The organism is Myxococcus sp. AB056, from assembly GCF_006547365.1.
Classification (GTDB): Bacteria; Myxococcota; Myxococcia; order Myxococcales; family Myxococcaceae; genus Myxococcus; species Myxococcus virescens.
The window spans coordinates 12,248-31,761 of sequence record NZ_VHLB01000029.1 but is presented as its reverse complement, the minus strand read 5'-3'; the positions used below and the strand labels follow the sequence as shown (position 1 = coordinate 31,761).

The window sequence follows — 19,514 nt, the reverse complement described above, 5'->3', positions numbered from 1 at the left end:
CGCCATGGTGGAAGCGGGCGTGAAGACGGCGCTGGCGGCGCGCGTGGAGTCGCTGGGCGGCTGCGAGGTGAAGGCGGGCGAACCGCTGGCGCCTCTCACCAGCGTCCGGGCCGGCGGCGCCGCGGAAGCCCTGGTGCGCCCGCGCTCGCCAGAGGCCCTGGTGGCGCTGCTGAAGCTGGCGCGCGAAGAGGGTGTCCCCGTTTCGATTCTGGGCGGCGGCGCCAACACGCTGGTGGGGGACGGCGGGGTGCCCGGCCTGACGCTGAAGCTGCCAGGAGACCTCTTTCCGGAGGTGGCCGACGTGGGCCCCGAGGAAGGGCGGCTCACCCTGGGCGCGGGGGCGGCCATCGTCCGCCTCATCAACGTCATGCGGGCCCACGCGTTGGTAGGCGCGGAGTTCCTGGCCGGCATCCCCGGCACGCTGGGCGGCGCGGTGTCGATGAACGCCGGCACCAAGAACGGCGAGGCCTTCCGCGTCATCGAGGCGGTGGAAGTGGCCACGGCGGACGGGGTGGGGTGGCTGACGAAGGCGCAGGTGCCGTATTCCTACCGTCACTCCGAATTGCCGCCGGGCGGCGTCGTCACCCGGGTGCGTTTCGCGCTGCGCAAGGGGGACGTGGTGGCCTCCAAGGCCGTCATGGACGCGGACCTGGGTTACCGGAAACGGACACAGCCGCTCAGTCAGCCCAACTTCGGCAGCGTCTTCACCAACCCGCCGGGCGACCATGCCGGACGGCTCATTGAACTGGCGGGCCTGAAAGGGTACTCGCTGGGGCGCGCGCAGGTGTCCACCCTGCACGCCAACTGGATTGTGAACCTGGGCGGTGCCTCCGCCCGCGACGTGCTGGGACTCGTCACCCTCATGCGGCAGCGGGTGCTCGAGCAGTCCGGCGTTGACATGAAACCCGAAGTCAAGCGCCTGGGAGACTTCCTGTGACTCCGAACCGCGGTGCCTTCACGAAGGACGAGCTCAAGCAGAAGCGTGTCGGTGTGCTGTTGGGCGGAATGTCCGCGGAGCGCGACGTGTCCCTGCGCACCGGTGAGGCCGTCTCCGGGGCGCTGCGCGGGCTGGGCTACGACGTGGTGGAGATTGACGTGGGCCGGGATTTGCCCGCGCGTCTGGCGGCGGAGAAGGTGGACGTGGCGTGGCTGGCCGTCCACGGGCGTTATGGCGAGGACGGCTGTCTCCAGGGACTGCTGGAGTCGCTCTTCATTCCTTATACCGGCAGCGGCGTGCTGGCCTCCGCGCTGGGCATGGACAAGGTGTACGCCAAGCAGGTCTACGTGGCCCACGGCATCCCCACGCCCGCGTACCGTTCCTTCCGGGACGCCGCGTCGGCGCTGGCGGCGGCGGACAGCCTGCCCTTCCCGTTTCCAGTGGTGGTGAAGCCCAGCCGCGAAGGCAGCAGCGTGGGCGTGCACATCTGCAAGACGCGGGACGCCTACGATGCCGCCGTGACGGACGCGGCGAAGTACGCGGGCACCCTGCTGGTGGAGCAGTTCGTCAAGGGACGCGAAGTGCAGGGTGGCGTGCTGGACGATGAGGCCCTGGGCGTCATCGAGGTCCGCGCCGCGCGCGAGTTCTACGACTATGACGCGAAGTACAAGGCGGGGACCGGCACGCAGTACCTCTTCCCCGCGCCCCTGCCTCCGGATCAGTATGCGCGGGTGAACGAGGTGTGCCTGGCCGCGCACCAGGCCCTGGGGTGTAGCGGGGGCTCGCGGTCGGACGTCATCGTCACCGACGGAGGCGATGTGTTCCTGCTGGAAACCAACACGCTGCCGGGCATGACGGCCTCGAGCCTCTTGCCCAAGATTGCCGCGGGGCGCGGTATCGACTTTCCCGCCCTGTGTGAGCGCCTGCTGCTGGGCGCGTGTCTCAAGGCCTGAGCGTCTGGTATGGGGCCGGCGCAACTTGGCGTCGGTCTCCTTCGAAAATTTCCGAAGCCCCTGTGTGGCGGCTTGCGCTACAGCGACGTGCCTGTAGCCAAAAACTGGCGTGGCTCCCGAACCGGGCACAGCATGCGTCAACCCTTTTCTCCCCATGGCCTTCGGTAAATCCAAGAACCGCCGCCGTCAGGACGCCGCCCAGCAGAAAGAGGCGGTCCGGGGCGCGGTGCGCTCGCACGGGCCGGGCGTGCTCAAGGTGCTGGGGCTGACCCTGGGCACCGGGCTGCTGGTGTGGGGTGGGGTGGCGCTGCGGGAGTGGGCGCTGACGTCGCCGCGCTTCGAACTGGAGGCGGTGTCCTTCTCCGGCCTCCAGCGCGCCTCCCGGGTGGAGCTGCTGCGGCTGGCGGCGCTGACGAAGGGGCAGAACCTGTGGACGCTGGACGTAGACGCGCTGGAGCGCGCCATGCACCAGCACCCCTGGCTGCGCACGGTGGAGGTGACGCGTCGCTTCCCCAACCGCGTGTCGGTGGAGGTGACGGAGCACGTGCCGGTGGCGATGGCGGTGCTGGGGGAGCTGTACGTCCTGGATGAGGAGGGCGAGCCCTTCAAGCGGGTGACGCCCGGGGACGGACTGGACCTGCCCCTGGTGACGGGCCTGGACCGGGAAGGTTATGTGGCGGACCCGGCGGCGGCGCGGGAGCGCCTCCGTTCGGCGCTGACGGTGGCCAGCGCGTACGCGCGGCTGTCACCCGAGAAGGCCGAACAGTTGTCGGAGGTCCGCCTGGAGGCGCAGAGCCTGGCGCTGGTGACGGCGTCCGGGCAGGAAGTGCGCCTGGGTGAAGGAGATTCAGAGGTCAAGCTGCAGCGTCTTGCCCGTGTCCGGCGCGAACTGGGTGCGAGGGGGCTTGCAGCGGAGATCATTCACCTGGATAACCGTGCCCGGCCCGGCTGGGTGGCGGTGAAGATTTCGAGCCCCGCGTCCGAGAGGAGCGGGGCTTCGATGCGGTAAGAGGACGCGCCCCTTTCACGAGAGTGGGGGGCCTGGGAGGGTTGTCATGGCGAAGCAGAAGTCGGGGGAGATCATCGTCGGCCTCGACATCGGCACGACGAAGATCTGCGCCATCGTCGGAGAGCTGACCGACAGCGGCATCGACATCATCGGTATCGGGACGCATCCGTCGAAGGGTCTGCGCAAGGGCGTGGTGGTGAACATTGAGGCGACCGTCTCTTCCATCCGCCGCGCGGTGGAAGAAGCGGAACTCATGGCGGGGGCGGAGATTTCCCACGTCTACACGGGCATCGCCGGAGGCCACATCAAGGGCTTCAATTCCCAGGGCATCGTCGCCGTCAAGGACAAGGAGGTCCGCGAGGCGGACATCGCCCGGGTCATTGATGCGGCCAAGGCCGTGGCGATTCCGCTGGACCGGGAGGTCATCCATGTCCTCCCGCAGGAGTTCATCATCGACGACCAGGGCGGCATCAAGGAGCCCCTGGGCATGGCGGGCGTCCGGCTGGAGGCCAAGGTCCATATCGTCACCGGCGCGGTGTCCAGCGCGCAGAACATCGTCAAGTGCGCCAACCGCACCGGGCTGAATGTCTCCGACATCGTCCTTCAGCCGCTGGCCAGCGCGGAGGCGGTGCTGGGCGAGGACGAGAAGGAGCTGGGCGTGTGCCTTGTCGACATCGGCGGCGGCACCACGGACATCGCCATCTTCTCCGGCGGCTCCATCGTCCACACGGCGGTGATTGCGCTGGGCGGCAACAACCTCACCAGCGACATCGCCATTGGCCTGCGCACCCCCGCGCACGAGGCCGAGCGCATCAAGCAGAAGTACGGCTGCGCGCTGTCGTCGCTCATCAACAAGGACGACACCATTGAAGTGCCCAGCGTCGGGGGCCGTCATCCCCGCGTGCTCGGGCGGCAGATTCTCTGCGAAATACTGGAGCCGCGCGTGGAGGAGATCTTCCAGCTCGTGCACCGTGAAATCCAGAAGTGCGGCTACGAGGACCTGCTGGCCTCGGGCGTGGTGATTACGGGTGGCTCCACGCTGCTGGCCGGCATGCCGGAGCTGGCCGAGGAAGTGCTGGGCCTCCCCGTCCGCCGCGGCATGCCGCGCGGCATTGGCGGTCTGGTGGATGTGGTGAAGAGCCCCATGTACGCCACCGGCGTGGGCCTGGTCGTCTACGGCGCCCGCCACCTGGACCGGCGCATGTTCCGCATCCGCGAGGAGAACGTGTACAAGAAGGTGAAGGGCCGCATGCGCGAGTGGCTCGAGGAAATCTTCTGACGCGCCGGGCCGAGCGCCCACCGCGTTGCCAAAGGGCTCTCCGAAAGGGGGGCCCTTTTTTGTTGGCCGTGGGCCACACACCCTGCGTCCCGGTTGACGCGTCAGCGTCCTGGTTTGACGCGTCAGCCGACCTGGTGGGTTGCCCTCTGAAGTGCCCGAGCCGGTCCAGTTTCCGGAATCTGGATCCGTGGTTCGGATGGGGCGCGGGATACCCCGTGAGCCGGGCGCTGAAATCCTCGGAATCTCCAGGGTCGTAGATTGGACAGAGGCTGGCTCCCGGATTGCTATGTGCGGCATTTGCCGCTGGGCCCACACCCCCCAACGACCCCAGGTTTATGACTCGAAAGACCTTTTACGTTCCCCTGCTTGAGCGGGTTTCCCGAGGACGCCTCGGCTTGGCCGTCGCACCCCTGGTGCTGCTGTGCGCGGCGCTGCTGGGTCCTGTGGCGAAGGCCGCTGCAGATACCTTCGGCCTGGGGAACGGGAGCGACGGCGCGCTGACCGTCGGTGTCGCCGGCACCACCGTCAACGACTACGCGGGCGTGACGGCAGACGTGTCCGTGGGGCAGAGCTTCGTGGTGGTGGACACGACGGCCGACTTCACGGCGGAGGACCTGGTGATGGTGTTCCAGGCCACGGGCCTTGAGGATGGCCCATCTGGGAATCAAGCGCCCATCGTCCTGACGGGGGGCTTGGTGGGACGCTGGGAGCTGGCGCGGATTGACAGCGTCGATGTTGAAAACGCGCGGCTCCATTTCATGCAGCCTCTCACCGGCGCCTTCGCGGCTACCAGCACGCAGGTGATTCGGGTGCCCGAGTACACCAACGTGACGGTGACCGCCGCGGGCAGCATCGTTGCGCGGCCCTGGGATGGGACGAGGGGCGGCGTGGTGGCCTTCCTGGCGCAGGGGGCGGTGAGCAATGCGGGGGCCATTCATGCCGATGGCCGTGGGTTCCGTGGAGGGTTCGCCTGGAATGGTTCGGGAGATGGCTGCGACGGCCTGGATGAGGCGTGGGGGCCGGGTAATCTGTGGCTGGGCGGGACGTCGAAGGGCGAAGGCCTGGTGCCTGGTCGTTTTGGGGGGGAGGACCTCCCTCCTGATGGGCCGACAGGCCTGACGACGGGCCGGGGCAACGCCGCCAACGCCGGTGGCGGCGGCGTCTGCCACAACTCGGGTGGCGGCGGTGGCAGTAACGTGGGCATGGGCGGCATTGGAGGGCGGACGTGGGTGGGTGAAGCGCCCCCGCGTTCCCGCGAGGTGGGTGGTCTCGGCGGGGCTCCGCTGACCTTCGATGCGGTGTCCTATGCGGTGTTCGGCGGCGGTGGCGGCGCGGGCCATGGCAACAACGATGCGGCTGGAGGGGGGAGCGCAGGTGGCGGTTGGGTGTTCATCCGCGGGGCCTCGCTCTCGGGGGCCGGTCGCGTGTCGGCGGACGGGTTCGCGGGTGGTAACGCCCTCGGGCTTGCCAATGACGCCGCTGGCGGCGCCGGCGCTGGCGGTACCGTGTATGTGCGCGTCACCGGAGCTCTGTCTTGCTCGGCTAATGCAGTGACGGCCCGTGGTGGTGATGGTGGCAGCACCACAGAAGATCAGCATGGAACAGGCGGCGGCGGTGGCGGTGGTCGTGCGCTGATTCAGGGCGCGACGGTCGGGTGCACCCCGGTCGTCACGGGCGGATTTGCGGGCACGCAGCCGACAGCCAACGCGCCGGATGGGTTCACGTATGGCGCCGCTCCTGGCAACCCCGGTATCGTCACCATCCTGCCGGGTGCCTTCCCGGCGACTGTGGCGGCTCCCGTGGTGGTGATGCCTGCCAACGGCTCCACCACGGGCTTTCGTCCGGTCATCAGCGGTACTGCCCCCGCGAACTCGACGGTGGTCATCTTCGTGGATGGCGTCGAAGTGGCCCGCGTGACGGCGGACCCCTCGGGGAACTTCAGCTTCACGGCGACCGCGGATGTGTCCGTCGGTGCTCACACGGTGAATGCCTACGCACTGCTCCAGGGCGTGTCGTCCGTGCTGAGCAACACCAATACCTTCACCGTGGTCTCCGACACCACGCCTCCGGATACCACCATCGTGAGTGGGCCGCCGGCGGTGACGAATGCCACCAGCGCGACGTTCGACTTCAGCTCCAACGAGAGCCCAGTGACGTACCAGTGCGCGCTGAACGGCGGCCCGTTCGAGGCCTGCTCGGACCCGCAGACGTTCCCGGGACTGAGTGAGGGCGACCAGACGCTGGCGGTGCGCGCGGTGGACGCGGCGGGCAACATGGACCCGACACCCGCGACGTACGCGTGGACGGTGGATACGACGGCGCCGGACACGACGATTGTCAGCGGTCCTTCGGGGACGACGACGTCCCCCAGTGCCACGTTCGACTTCAGCTCTGATGAGAACCCGGTGACGTACGAGTGCTCGCTGGACGGCGCGCCCTTCGTGGCCTGCACGGACCCGCAGACGTTCCCGGGACTGGCGGATGGTTCGCACACCCTGGCGGTGCGCGCGGTGGACGCGGCAGGCAACATGGACCCGACGCCCGCCACCCGGACCTGGACGGTGGATGCCACCGCGCCGGACACCACCATCGTGAGCGGCCCGCCGACGGTGACGAATGCCACCAGCGCGACGTTCGACTTCAGCTCGAATGAGAGCCCGGTGACGTACGAGTGCTCGCTGAACGGCGCGCCCTTCACGGCCTGCACGGACCCGCAGACGTTCCCGGGACTGAGCCAGGGCAACCAGACGCTGGCAGTGCGCGCGGTGGACGCGGCGGGCAACATGGACCCGACGCCCGCGACGTACGCGTGGACGGTGGATACGACAGCGCCGGACACGACGATTGTCAGCGGTCCTTCGGGGACGACGACGTCCCCCAGTGCCACGTTCGACTTCAGCTCTGATGAGAACCCGGTGACGTACGAGTGCTCGCTGGACGGCGCGCCCTTCGTGGCCTGCACGGACCCGCAGACGTTCCCGGGACTGGCGGATGGTTCGCACACCCTGGCGGTGCGCGCGGTGGACGCGGCAGGCAACATGGACCCGACGCCCGCCACCTGGACGTGGACGGTGGATGCCACCGCGCCGGACACCACCATCGTGAGTGGGCCGCCGACGGTGACGAACGCCACCAGCGCGACGTTTGACTTCGCGTCCAATGAGAGCCCGGTGACGTATGAGTGCTCGCTGAACGGCGCGCCCTTCGTGGCCTGCACGGGCCCGCAGACGTTCCCGGGGCTGAGCGAGGGCGACCAGACGCTGGCGGTGCGCGCGCGGGATGCGGCTGGCAACGTAGACCCCACCCCCGCGACGTACGCGTGGACGGTGGACCTCACGCCCCCGACGCTGCCGACCATCGACTCGCCCGCGGACCAGGAGGAGGTCGCCACCGGGACGCCGACGCTGACGGGAACGGGTGAGCCGGGCAGCAACATCTACCTGGACGTGGGCGGCGCCACGCACGGCCCCATCCTGGTCGATGAGGACGGCAATTGGACCTTCACCGTGCCGGAGCCGCTCGACGAGGGGCCGCACACGGTGTCCATCACCAGCGTCGACCCGGCGGGCAACTCCGCGGGTCCGGTGACGAGCACGTTCATCGTCGACCTCTCGGCGCCTGACACGTTCATCGACTCCGGCCCGACGCTGCTGACGCGGGACGTGACCGCCACCTTCGACCTTCGCTCGGAAGGCGGAGGCGTGGCCTATGAGTGCAGCCTGGATGGGGGCGTCTATGTGGCTTGCGCCGACCCCGCGACCTTCACGGGGCTGACGGATGGGGACCACCTGCTCCTGGTGCGCGCGGTGGACGCGGCGGGCAACGTGGACCCGACGCCCGCGCAGTACGCGTGGACGGTGGACACGACGGCGCCCGACACGCTCGTGGTGAGCGGTCCGGCGACGCCGACCTCGTCGAATTCGGCCTCGTTCGAGTTCGCCGCTTCCGAGCCGGGTTCCACCTACGAGTGCAGCCTGGACGGCGCGGCCTACGTGCCGTGCGCGGAGACGGTGACGTACGAGGGCTTCGCGGAAGGGGAGCACACGCTCCTGGTGCGCGCGGTAGATGCGGCCGGCAACGTGGACCCGACGCCCGCCGAGCACATCTGGACGGTGGATTTGACGCCGCCGGTGGCGCCGCTCATCACCACGCCCGCGAACGGCGCGGTGCTGGATGACGGGGTGGTGACCATCACCGGCACGGCCGACGGCGCTGAGTCCGTGACGCTGGTGCTGGATGGCGTGCCCTACGGCCCCATTCCGGTCGATGCCGGTGGCAACTGGACCTTCACGCCGCCGGTGACGCTGCCGGACGGTCCGTACACGGTCGTCGTCACGGCGACGGATGATGCGGGCAACACCAGCGCTCCGACGAGCTCCACCTTCACGGTGGACACGACGGCGCCGGATACCGCCATCGACAGTGGCCCGGCGGTGGTGACGAACGTGGCCACCGCGGACTTCGTCTTCTCGTCGAACGAGTCTCCGGTGACGTACGAGTGCTCGCTGAACGGCGCGCCTTTCACGGCGTGCCCGGCCCAGGCGCAGTTCGGCCCGCTGCCGGACGGTGACCACACGCTTGCGGTGCGCGCGGTGGATGCGGCCGGCAACGTGGACCCGACGCCCGCCGAGTACACCTGGACGGTGGATGCAACGCCGCCGGTGGTGGTCATCACCACGCCCGCGAATGGCGCGGTGCTCGATGTGCCGGTGGTGACGTACTCCGGAACGACGGAGGCGGGCAGCACTGTGACGGTGGTGGTGGATGGCGTCATGGTGGGCACGGTGGTGGCGGACCCGTCTGGCAACTGGTCGCTCCCCGTGAGCGACACGTTGTCGGAAGGTCCCCACTCGGTGTCCGTCACGGCGGAGGACGAGGCGGGCAATACCAGCACGACGGTGACGCACACGTTCATCGTGGACGCGGAGCCGCCGGAGACGACGTTCACCTCGACGCCGCCCGCGCTCTCCAACAGTGATTCGGCGACGTTCGACTTCGACTCGGACGAATCCCCGGTGACGTACGAGTGCAGCCTGGACGGCGCGGCCTTCACGGCGTGCACGGACCCGGCCACCTTCACGGGCTTGGATGACGGCGAGCACACCCTGGCGGTGCGCGCGGTGGATGAGGATGGCAACGCGGACCCGACGCCGGCCAGCTACACCTGGACGGTGGACACCTCCGCGCCGGACACGCTCATCATCTCCGGCCCGCCGCTGACGGAAGCGCCTGGCACCGCGACGTTCGACTTCGATTCGGACGAATCCCCGGTGACGTACGAGTGCAGCCTGGACGGCGCGGCGTACGTGCCGTGCTCGGACCCGGTCACCTTCACGGGCCTGGCGGGAGGCAGCCACACGCTGAGCGTCCGCGCGGTGGATGAGGCGGGCAACGTGGACGGCACGCCGGCGACCTACAACTGGTCGGTCGCGGTCGACACGGATGGCGACGGCCTGACGGACGCCGAGGAGGTTGTGCTGGGCACCGACCCGGAGAACGCCGACACGGACGGTGACGGACTGCCGGACGGCATCGAGGTGAATACCGCGGGGACGGATCCGCTCGACGACGACTCGGATGACGACGGCATCCTGGATGGCAACGAGGACGCCAACCACAACGGCATCGTCGATGAGGGTGAGACGGACCCGAACAACTGGGATACCGATGGCGACCTGCTGTCGGACGGTCTGGAGCTGGGCCTCGCCGAGCCCCAGGGCGCCAACACGGACACGACGCGCTTCGTGGCGGACTCCGACCCGACCACGACGACGGACCCGCTCAACCCCGACACGGACGGCGGCAGCGTGCGTGACGGCATCGAGGACGCCAACCGCAACGGCCGGGTGGACCCGGGCGAGACGGATCCGCTCAACCCCGCGGACGACGTCGACTCGGACGGCGACGGCATCGATGATGCGACCGAAATCGCGCAGGGCCTGGACCCCAACGACGCGGACAGCGACGACGACGGCGTGCCGGACGGCATCGACGGCATCACCGACACGGATGATGACGGCCTCATCGACGCGTTGGACTCGGACAGCGACAACGACGGCATCCTGGACGGCACGGAGATGGGCGTGACGCTGGAGAGCGCTCCGGCGGACACGGACCGCAGCTCGCCCAACTTCCGTCCGGACGCGGACCCGAGCACCACCACCGACCCGAAGAACCCGGACACGGACGGTGACGGCCTGTTGGACGGTGAGGAAGATGCCAACCACGACGGCCGCGTCGACAGCACGGAGACGGACCCGAACAACCCGGACACGGACGCTGACGGTCTGACGGACGGCGTGGAGGCGCGTGGTAACAACCCCACCAACCCGCTGAACCCGGACACGGACGGCGACGGCTTGCTGGATGGCGCGGAGGACGCCAACCGCAACGGCTCCTTCGACAACGGCGAGACGGACCCGAACAACGCCGACACGGACGGCGGCGGCGTGAACGACGGCGAGGAAGTCACCGGCGGGACCAACGCGCTGGACGGCAACGACGACTTCGTCATCTCCGGCCGTGGGTGCAGCACGAGCGGGGCGGGCACCTTCGCTCCGCTGGCGCTGCTGCTGCTCGGGCTGCCCCTGCTGGGCCGCTTCCGCCGCTCGGCGGGGCGGGCCGCTGGGGCCCCTGTGGCCGCCGCCGTGCTGGCGCTGGCGGTCCTGATGGTGTCGCGGCCGGCCGTGGCGCAGGTGCCCACGCTGTCCGCGTCCCAGTCCATCGACGTGCAGCAGTACAAGCCGGGGCCGAGCTCGAAGGACATCCTGGGCGTCCAGAGCGCCCAGGTGCATTCCCACCTGGGTTGGAACGTGGGCGTGTCCGTCAACTACGCGGACAAGCCGCTCAACTTCATGGACCCGCGCTCGGGCCGGTACATCACCGCGCTGGTGCGCAGCCAGGTGGGGGTGGACCTGATGGGCTCGGTGGGCCTCTTCGACCGCTTCGAGCTCGGCGTGCTGCTGCCGGTGACGCTCCAGCGTTCGCAGGCGGCGCCCATGGTGGACCCGTCCTTCGCCCAGGGCGTGGGCTCGGGTGGCATCGGTGACCTGCGCCTGGTGCCCAAGGCCCGCCTCCTGGAGGAGGGCTCCTTCGGCCTGGCCCTGACGGTGCCGGTGGTGCTGCCCACGGGCGGCGGCTCCGACTTCCTCGGGGGCTCGGGCGTGGGCGTGCAGCCGCGCCTGGTGGCCGAATACGGCGAGCGGTTTCGCGTGGCCGCCAACGTGGGCGTGGACTTCCGGGAGAAGCAGCAACTGCGCAACCTGAACCTGGGCAACGCGGTGTCCTACGGCGTGGGCGCCGAGCTGCCCTTCACGGTGAGCGAGGTGCCGCTGGCGCTCGCGGCCACGCTGGTGGGCGCGGTGAACCTGGAGCAGCAGGACACCGAGGAGCGCCCGCTGGAGTTGTTGGCGGCGCTGAAGTACCGCGCGCTGGGCGGCTTCTCCGCGCACGTGGGCGGTGGGCCGGGGCTCACCCGCGGTTACGGCACGCCGGGCTTCCGGCTGCTCGCGGGCTTCAGCTACAGCCCGGAGCCGTCCCGCGAGCCGAAGCAGGCCGCGCCCGTGGACACGGACGGCGACGGCATCCTCGACATCGACGACGCCTGCCCGACGGAGCCCGAGGACAAGGACGGCTTCCAGGACGAGGACGGCTGCCCGGACCCGGACAACGACGCGGACGGCATCCCCGACACGGCGGACACGTGCCCGAACGAGCCGGAGACGGTCAACGGCTTCGAGGACACGGATGGCTGCCCGGACGTGGCGCCGCCTCCGCCGCCGGTGGACACGGATGGCGACGGCATCATGGATCCGGATGACCGCTGCCCCAATGCTCCCGAGGACAAGGATGGTTTCCAGGACGAGGACGGCTGCCCGGACCCGGACAACGACCGGGACGGCATCCCCGACGCCGAGGACAAGTGCCCGAACGAGCCGGAGACCATCAACGGCTTCCAGGACGAGGACGGCTGCCCCGACAAGGGCAAGGTGAAGGTGCTCGTCGATGGCGAGCGCATCGTCATCCTGGAGAAGGTCTACTTCGCCACTGGAAAGGACGTCATCCTGGCCCGTTCGCACCCGCTGCTGAAGCAGGTGGCCGCGGTGCTGCGCGCCAACCCGCAGGTGGAACTGGTCCGCATCGAGGGCCACACGGACGACCAGGGCAACGACGCGAAGAACCTGGACCTGTCCCAGCGCCGCGCGAACAACGTGCGCGCCTTCCTGGTGAAGGAGGGCATCGCCGAGGGCCGCATGGAGGCGGTGGGCTACGGCGAGACGAAGCCGGTGGACACCAACAAGACGGCGAAGGGCCGTGAGAACAACCGCCGCGTGGGGTTCACCATCCTCCGCGTGGGGAAGGTGGAAGTGGAACGCGAGGCGCACTGACCCACGGGCTCTGAATCCCCGGTGAAACACACCGGGTGATTTCAGCGAGGGTGGCTCCGAAAGAGATTTCGGGGCCACCCGTCGTTTTTTGGGGCATGCTGCGCCCCACCCGCCAAGCAGTGCCGTGTATCGCGAGTCAAGGGGCGAAGTTCACCCACCGCGTCGCACGCCTGCACGTCCATGGGTTGGCGTAAGTGCGCGTCAGGACTCAGACGCGCAGCATCCCGCTACAGGCTCGTAGCGGAATACTTGCCAAAGCGTGGGACTTGCTGATGATTGTGGGGGTTGGGAGCACGCGCGCTGCATCGTGCGACTCCGGGCGAGAGGACCACCATGGACCAGTTCGATCAGAACAAGCAGGCCGCCAAGATTCGGGTCGTCGGGGCGGGTGGGGCCGGCTGCAACGCCGTCAATACGATGATCCTGTCCAAGCTGGACCGGGTGGACTTCATCGCCGCCAACACCGATGTCCAGGCGCTCGCCGCGAGCAAGGCGCCCACCCGGCTTCAGCTGGGCCAGACGCTGACGAAGGGCCTGGGCGCGGGCGCCAACCCGGAGATGGGCCGCGAGGCAGCCCTGGAGTCGCGTGACCAGATTGCCGCGGTGCTCGAGGGCGCCGACATGGTGTTCGTCACCGCCGGCATGGGCGGCGGCACCGGCACGGGCGCCGCGCCCATCATCGCGGACATCGCCAAGAGCCTGGGTTGCCTCACGGTGGGCGTCGTCACCAAGCCCTTCCTCTTCGAGGGCAACAAGCGCCGCAAGCAGGCCGAGCAGGGCATCGTGGAGCTCAAGGCCGCGGTGGACACGCTCATCACCATTCCGAACCAGCGCCTACTGTCGCTCTCCAATGAGCCGATGCCGCTGCTGGAGACCTTCAAGCGCGCGGACGAGGTCCTGCTGAACGCCGTGCAGGGCATCAGCGACCTCATCCAGTACCACGGCTACATCAACGTCGACTTCGCCGACGTGAAGACCATCATGAGCGACAAGGGCATCGCGCTCATGGGCACGGGCAACTCGACCGGTGACAAGCGCGCGCTGATTGCCATGCAGCAGGCCATCGCCAGCCCGCTGCTGGAGGACGTCTCCATCGACGGCGCCACGGGCCTGCTCATCAACATCACCGGTGGCCGCGACATGACCCTGCAGGAGGTCAACGAGGCCCTGACGCTGGTGCACGACGCCGCCGACAGCGAGGCGGAAATCATCTTCGGCTCGCTCATCGACGAGAACATCTCGGATGAGGTGAAGATCACCATCATCGCCACGGGCTTCGTGCACCGCGACGCGCCCAAGGTCCGCACGGTGGCGCCGGTGGTGCAGGTGCCGCTGTCGCGTCCGGCGCCGTCCGTGCTCGCGAACGCGCGCGAGGAAGTCGCCAGCCTGGTGCCCACGAAGGGCAGCGGCTCGCGGCCCTTGACGGTGGAGAGCGCCAAGTCGGTGAGCGCCCGCACCGCGGTGGTGAAGGACGCGCCACTGCCGCTGGACGAGGACCAGTTCGACATCCCCACCTTCCTGCGGCGGCAGGGCCAGACGGAACTGCCGTAAGGGGCAGGGGAGACGCGGGGCTCAGCGAGCGGGAAGCTGGGCCACGCTGGCTTCGTCGCGTGCGGAAAGGGTGTCCGCGCGGGCGAAGAGGCCGTCGACTTCCGAATAGAGCGCGTCCACGCGCTCCGGGAGCCGGGCCGCGGGCAGCACGCCGTCGCCGGACACTTCCTCCAGGCGCGCGTGGGCCCGCTGCAGCAGCTGGAGCGCCTTCAGCAGGGAGAGGCCGCGGCGCGTGCCCTCCTCGGTGAAGAGGGTGCCGCTCTGCGTCAACGTCTCGAGCGTGGTGCGCACGAAGCGCACGCGGTCCGCGTGCCGGCCACGGTAGAGGTCCAGGCGCTTGGCGCGCCGCGCGTGGTGCAGATTGACCACGCCGCCAGGGCTTGAGGAGGTGGGGGGCGTCACGGGGAGCAAGGTACGACACCGCCTCGTAGACCCGCAAATTTACTGGACTGTAGGGACCTGTTGCACGTCCGTTCGCACCCTTGTCTTGGGAGGGAGCGAGGGTTAGGTTCGCCGCCCTTTCGCACCCGCACCCCAGGGGTTTCGCCATGTTCCAGAAGCTGCTCATCGCCAACCGGGGAGAGATTGCCCGCCGCATCGGCGTGGTGGCCCGGGGCATGGGGCTCAAGACGGTCGCCGTCTATTCGGACGCGGACGCCGAGCTGCCCTTCGTGAAAGAGGCCGACGAGGCGGTGCGCATCGGCCCCGCACCGGCCAAGGACAGCTACCTCAACACCGCCGCCATCCTGGACGCCGCGAAGCAGACGGGTGCGCAGGCCATCCACCCGGGCTACGGCTTCCTGTCGGAGAACGGCGAGTTCGCCCAGGCCTGCGCGGACGCGGGGCTCATCTTCGTGGGACCGCCGCCGGAGGCCATGGCGCGGATGAAGGACAAGAGCCAGGCCCGCAAGCTGGTGTCCGCCGCGGGGGTTCCCGTGGTGCCCGGCAGCGAGGGCGTGGTGCCCGACGTGGCCAGCGCGCTGGCGGAGGCCGAGCGCATCGGCTACCCGGTGCTCGTCAAGGCGGCCAGCGGCGGCGGCGGCATTGGCATGGCGGTGGCCAGGAACCCCGCGGAGATGGAGAAGGTCTACCGCCAGTGCACGGACCGGGCGAAGGCCGCCTTCGGCAAGGAAGGCGTGTACGTGGAGCGCTACTTCCCGGCGCCCCGGCACATCGAGGTCCAGATTCTGGGGGACCAGCACGGCCACCTCATCCACTGCCTGGAGCGGGAATGCTCCATCCAGCGGCGCCACCAGAAGGTGGTGGAGGAAGCCCCCTCCGTGCTGTTCGCGGACGGGCGCAACCCGGAGCTGGCGCAGAAGCTCTTCACGGCCGCGGTGGCCGCGGCGAAGGCCTTCGGCTACGCCAACGCCGGCACGGTGGAGTTCCTCTACTCGGACGGTGAGGTCTACTTCATCGAGATGAACGCCCGCCTCCAGGTGGAGCACCCGGTGACGGAGCTGACCACGGGGCTGGACCTCATCGGCTGGCAGCTGCGCATCGCCGCGGGCGAGCACCTCACGGTGAAGCAGGAGGACGTGAAGCGGCGCGGGGCGGCACTGGAGTTCCGCATCTACGCCGAGGACCCGGTGAAGTTCTTCCCGTCTCCCGGGCCGCTGAATGTGTTCCAGCCGCCCACGGGCGAGGGCGTCCGCCTGGACGCGGGCTACGGCGAGGGCAACACCGTCACGCCCAACTACGACCCGATGATTGCCAAGCTCATCATCACCGGTGAGACGCGGGCGCAGGCGATTGAGCGCTCCGTGGCGGCGCTCCAGTCGTTCCGCATCGAAGGCATCAAGACGAACATCCCGCTCCACCTGCGCATCGTGCAGGATGCGGCCTTCCAGGCCGGCGAGCTGGACACGCACTTCCTGGAGCACCACGCCAAGCCGGCGTAGCGGGGCCCGCTCCAGCCCCAACCACCCCTGAGGAGGCACGGATTCATGGCGGACGTAGCGGCGCACATCACCGGCACGGTGTGGAAGATTGAGGTTCAGGTCGGCCAGCAGGTCAACGCGGGCGACACGCTCGTCATCCTCGAATCCATGAAGATGGAGATGCCCGTGGAGGCAGAGGATGGCGGGACGGTGAAGGAGATTCGGGTGAAGGAGGCGCAGTCGGTCAACGAGGGCGATGTCCTCGTGGTGCTCGGTTAGCAGTGGAGCCCGTCGTCGCGACAGGCGCTTCGCTGAACGTCGAGGACCGCGACGACGGGGTCCGGGTGTTGACGCTGTCCAACCCGGCCCGCCGCAACGCGCTCGATGACGGCCTTCTGGCGCGGCTGGACGCGGCGCTGGAGCCCGCCCCGCATGTGCGCGCCTTGCTGGTGCGCGGCGCGGGCGGGGCTTTCTGTTCCGGCTATGACTTGACGCACCTGGGGCCCCCGGGCGCGGGCGGACGGCTGCCGGATGACTTGCTGGTGGAGTGTCTGCTGAAGCTGGAGTCCCACCCCGCGCCCAGTGTGGCGCTGGTGGAGGGCCCCGCGGTGGGTGCCGGCTTCGACCTGGCGGCCTCGTGCGACTTCCGCATTGGCACGCCCAACGCCGTCTTCCTCATGCCCCCCGCGAAGCTGGGCATCGTCTACTCCCCGGAGGGGCTGGCCCGGGCCGCGCGGCTGGTGGGCGTGGCGCGCGCCAAGCAGCTCTTCCTGGCCGCGCGGAAGCTGAGCGCGCGGGAGGCGCTGGAGTGGGGGCTGCTGGATGACTGCCTGGCGGACGCGGAGACGCGCGCGCTGGCGCTGTGCGCCACCCTGGCGAGCCATGCACCGCTGGCGGTGTCGGGGATGAAGGAGTCCTTCGGGCGTCTGGCTCGGGCCCCGTTGGAGGAGGCAGACCGGGCGCGGCTGCGCGGCTTGCGCGCGGCGGCCTTCGGGAGCGAGGACGCGAAGGAGGGGCGGGCAGCCTTCCTTGAAAAGCGCCCGCCCCGCTTCTCCGGCCGCTAGTCAGGGCGGCCGGCGGGGCACTGCCACGGCGACATCAGGTATCGCCGAAGAGCTCGCCCATGCGCAGCTGCAGCGCCGAGGCAATCTTGTACAGCGAGGAGATGGAGGCGGAGGACTCCGCGCGCTCAATCTGCGACAGCAGCGACACCGACAGGCCCGTGCGCCGCGCCAGCTGCTTGAGCGTGAGCTCCTGCGTCTTGCGTGCGTCGCGGATGGTGCGGCCAATGGCGCGGTGCAGGTCCGCCTCCGGGTCCTGGGACAAGCCCTTCTTCTGGAGGGCGTTGCGGACCGCGGTGATGAACTGCTCCGGCTCCATGGGCTTCTTGACGTAGTCGGAAGCCTGCGCCTTGAGCGAGGCCACCGCCGTGTCCACCGTGGGGTACGCGGTGGCGACGATGACGGCCACGTCCGTGTCGTACTTGCGAATCTGCTCCAACACCTCGGTGCCCGACATCTGCGGCATCATCATGTCGAGGATGACGAGGTGGAAGTCGGAGCCCCGGAGGATTTCCACCGTCTGGGTGGGGTCCGTCGTGGTCACGACCTCGTAGCCTTCACGGGTCAGGACCAGCTTGAGGTAGTCGCAGTTGTCCTGCTCATCATCAACTACCAGGATGCGAATCTGCACAGCGTCTCCTCGCTGCAGTTCAGTGCGATGGGACCGGAATACCCCCGGGGGGCGAGGGTGATTCCGGCAGACCACTACTTCTTGGGATTCTCGTAACTCTCGACCAAACCCTTCACGCGCTCGTAGTACGCGTGATTGGGCGCAAGTTCCAGGAATCGCTTGTAGTGAACCGCGCCCTTCTCGGGCTGGTTGTCATTCGCGTAGGCGGACCCGAGGTAGAGGTGGCACTCGGCGCGGGTGGGTTCCAGGTCGAGGCACTTGTTCAGCTGCTCGATGGCCTGCCGATAGCGCAGACCCTTGATGTGGTCGAAGCCGTCCGCCTGGGCCTTGGCCGCCGCGGACTGCGCGGCAGGCGGCGCCTTCTCCGTGCCGGAGGTGGGAACCGCGGCGGGCGGAGCCGCCTTCTTCTGGGCCTCGGCGACCTGCGTCTTCAGCGCCGCGTACTCCTTGGCGAACGCCTTGGTGGCGGCGCTCTCGCGCAGGGCTTCCTCAGCCTCCGGCAGCTTGCCGTCGCCCAGGGCGTTGCGGACGTCGTCGAGCCGCCGCTTCATCAACTGCTCGGCGCGCGCCTCGTCGAGCCGGGTCTCCACGTCACGGGGGCGCTGGCCGTTGGCATCCTTGATGCGCTCCAGCGCGTCCACGGCCGCGTCGAAGTCTCGCGCCGCAATCGCCTTGTCAGCGACCGCGCGCTGCTCCTCCATGGAGGGACCACGCGGGGGCGGTGGCGTTTCAGGCGTCTGCGCCGCCGCCGTTGCCGTCGTGGGCGGGGTGTCGTTGGCCGCGGCCGGTTCCTCGATGGTCGGCTGCGGATCCTCGTCCAGAGGGGGCGTGGGCGCCTGCGCGATGACGGGGGGCGCCGTCGGCTGGGTGCCCTGCTGGTTCATGTACCAGAGGGCTCCGCCGCCTCCGCCGAGCAGCAGGGCCGCGAGGCTCGCCACCAGGGGCAGCTTCGAGCGCGAGCCGCCACCCGCGGCCACGTCGTCCGACGCGTCACCGGCGTTGACGAAGCGCAGCTTCACGTGCCCCAGTTCGATGATGTCGCCGGTGGCGAGCGTGGCCTGTGCGTAGCTCTCACCGTTGACCGTCATCCCGTTGGCCGACTGCATGTCGATGACGCGCCACTCGCCTGCGTCCTCGCGGACGAGCTTGGCGTGGGTGCGCGACAGCGACCGATGATCCAAGGTGATGTCGTTGTCGTCGGTGCGGCCGATCCGCAGCTCCGTGCGGATGCAGGCGAACTCCTGGCCCTTGAGCTCGTCTGGGGACAGCACGAGCAGGCGGGGAGCGTCCTCGGCGGGCACGTCCACCACCTTGCGTGGCCGATCCGCCTCCACCTGGTCCAACCGGATGATGGAGGTGGAGTGACGGCGCGCGTCCGCGGCGCTGAGGGAGGGCGGGGTGTGCTCGCTCTCCTCCGGCTCGTCGTCGTCGGAGTCGTCCTCCTCCGGCTCGGGCTCCGGCCGGCGGGCGGGCACTTTGGTGGTGATGGGGCCTACGGCGTTGGCCGCGCCCTCCGCTTGGAGCGCGAGGTCGTAGTCGCCAATCTGGACCAGGTCACCCTCTTTCAGGGGCGACTGACCCGCGATTCGCTCGCCGTTGATCCGGGTGCCGTTATAGCTCCCCAGGTCTTCCACTACGACGTGGCCATTGAGTCGCACCAATCGTGCGTGACGGCGAGACACATTCCGTTCCGTCAGGCGGATGGTGTTTCCCTCCTGACGGCCGATGGTGATCTCGTCACGCACGAAAGGAACAACGGTCTTGCGCCCCTCGTCGTCTTCGATGATGAGCTTCAGCACGGGTCCGATCCGCGTACAGTCATAGCA

Annotated in this window: 12 protein-coding genes; 9 read left to right on the top strand and 3 right to left on the bottom strand. The window is 69.2% G+C overall.

Annotation, left to right across the window (positions count from 1 at the left end; translation table 11 throughout):
* Positions 1-4 precede the first annotated feature (4 nt).
* The 6 genes from murB (at position 5) to ftsZ (ending at position 14,116) form a co-directional block, all read left to right on the top strand.
* Complete coding sequence (gene murB, locus FMP39_RS15140) at positions 5-937, top strand: UDP-N-acetylmuramate dehydrogenase (RefSeq protein ID WP_141590714.1); 933 nt, start codon at positions 5-7, stop codon at positions 935-937.
* Positions 934-1,890, top strand: a complete 957-nt coding sequence (locus FMP39_RS15135) for a D-alanine--D-alanine ligase (RefSeq protein WP_141590712.1) — start codon at positions 934-936, stop codon at positions 1,888-1,890. The genes murB and FMP39_RS15135 overlap by 4 nt, the downstream gene beginning before the upstream one ends.
* A gap of 154 nt (positions 1,891-2,044) precedes the next feature.
* Positions 2,045-2,899 (top strand): cell division protein FtsQ/DivIB, encoded by an 855-nt coding sequence (locus FMP39_RS15130; RefSeq protein WP_186817786.1) that lies wholly within the window; start codon positions 2,045-2,047, stop codon positions 2,897-2,899.
* Between the two features lie 46 nt (positions 2,900-2,945).
* Positions 2,946-4,178 carry a cell division protein FtsA gene (gene ftsA / locus FMP39_RS15125; protein WP_011555553.1) on the top strand — a complete coding sequence of 411 codons (1,233 nt, stop codon included), beginning with the start codon at positions 2,946-2,948 and terminating at the stop codon, positions 4,176-4,178.
* 395 nt (positions 4,179-4,573) lie between these two features.
* Entirely contained in the window at positions 4,574-12,565 is a 7,992-nt protein-coding gene (locus FMP39_RS15120; protein WP_194858410.1) for an Ig-like domain-containing protein, read from the top strand.
* Between the two features lie 333 nt (positions 12,566-12,898).
* Positions 12,899-14,116, top strand: coding sequence for a cell division protein FtsZ (gene ftsZ, locus FMP39_RS15115; protein WP_090490184.1), 1,218 nt, complete (start codon positions 12,899-12,901; stop codon positions 14,114-14,116).
* A 21-nt stretch (positions 14,117-14,137) separates the two neighbouring features.
* Here ftsZ and FMP39_RS15110 read toward each other — a convergent pair whose 3' ends face one another.
* A complete protein-coding gene (locus FMP39_RS15110) occupies positions 14,138-14,527 on the bottom strand; it encodes a hypothetical protein (protein ID WP_141590707.1) in 390 nt (129 codons plus the stop codon).
* A gap of 137 nt (positions 14,528-14,664) precedes the next feature.
* On the opposite strand from FMP39_RS15110, the gene FMP39_RS15105 reads away from it, so the two are divergent.
* The 3 genes from FMP39_RS15105 to FMP39_RS15095 are packed head-to-tail and all read left to right on the top strand — an operon-like array spanning position 14,665 to position 17,060.
* Positions 14,665-16,017 (top strand): acetyl/propionyl/methylcrotonyl-CoA carboxylase subunit alpha, encoded by a 1,353-nt coding sequence (locus FMP39_RS15105; RefSeq protein WP_141590704.1) that lies wholly within the window; start codon positions 14,665-14,667, stop codon positions 16,015-16,017.
* A 45-nt stretch (positions 16,018-16,062) separates the two neighbouring features.
* Positions 16,063-16,275 (top strand): biotin/lipoyl-binding carrier protein, encoded by a 213-nt coding sequence (locus FMP39_RS37955; protein ID WP_011555548.1) that lies wholly within the window; start codon positions 16,063-16,065, stop codon positions 16,273-16,275.
* 2 nt (positions 16,276-16,277) lie between these two features.
* Positions 16,278-17,060: an enoyl-CoA hydratase/isomerase family protein gene (locus FMP39_RS15095; RefSeq protein ID WP_141590702.1), complete on the top strand. Its 783-nt coding sequence runs from the start codon at positions 16,278-16,280 to the stop codon at positions 17,058-17,060.
* A 34-nt stretch (positions 17,061-17,094) separates the two neighbouring features.
* Here FMP39_RS15095 and FMP39_RS15090 read toward each other — a convergent pair whose 3' ends face one another.
* Together FMP39_RS15090 and FMP39_RS15085 are read right to left on the bottom strand one after the other, a co-directional pair.
* Complete coding sequence (locus FMP39_RS15090; protein WP_002634367.1) at positions 17,095-17,688, bottom strand: response regulator; 594 nt, start codon at positions 17,686-17,688, stop codon at positions 17,095-17,097.
* 74 nt (positions 17,689-17,762) lie between these two features.
* Positions 17,763-19,487, bottom strand: a complete 1,725-nt coding sequence (locus tag FMP39_RS15085; RefSeq protein WP_141590700.1) for an FHA domain-containing protein — start codon at positions 19,485-19,487, stop codon at positions 17,763-17,765.
* Positions 19,488-19,514: the final 27 nt, after the last annotated feature.

Bases quoted from the DNA above. Each gene is read 5' to 3' on its own strand.
- murB (WP_141590714.1), top strand. From the start codon at position 5: ATGGTGGAAGCGGGCGTGAAGACGGCGCTGGCGGCGCGCGTGGAGTCG.
- FMP39_RS15130 (WP_186817786.1), top strand. From the start codon at position 2,045: ATGGCCTTCGGTAAATCCAAGAACCGCCGCCGTCAGGACGCCGCCCAG.
- ftsA (WP_011555553.1), top strand. From the start codon at position 2,946: ATGGCGAAGCAGAAGTCGGGGGAGATCATCGTCGGCCTCGACATCGGC.
- ftsZ (WP_090490184.1), top strand. From the start codon at position 12,899: ATGGACCAGTTCGATCAGAACAAGCAGGCCGCCAAGATTCGGGTCGTC.
- FMP39_RS15105 (WP_141590704.1), top strand. From the start codon at position 14,665: ATGTTCCAGAAGCTGCTCATCGCCAACCGGGGAGAGATTGCCCGCCGC.
- FMP39_RS37955 (WP_011555548.1), top strand. From the start codon at position 16,063: ATGGCGGACGTAGCGGCGCACATCACCGGCACGGTGTGGAAGATTGAG.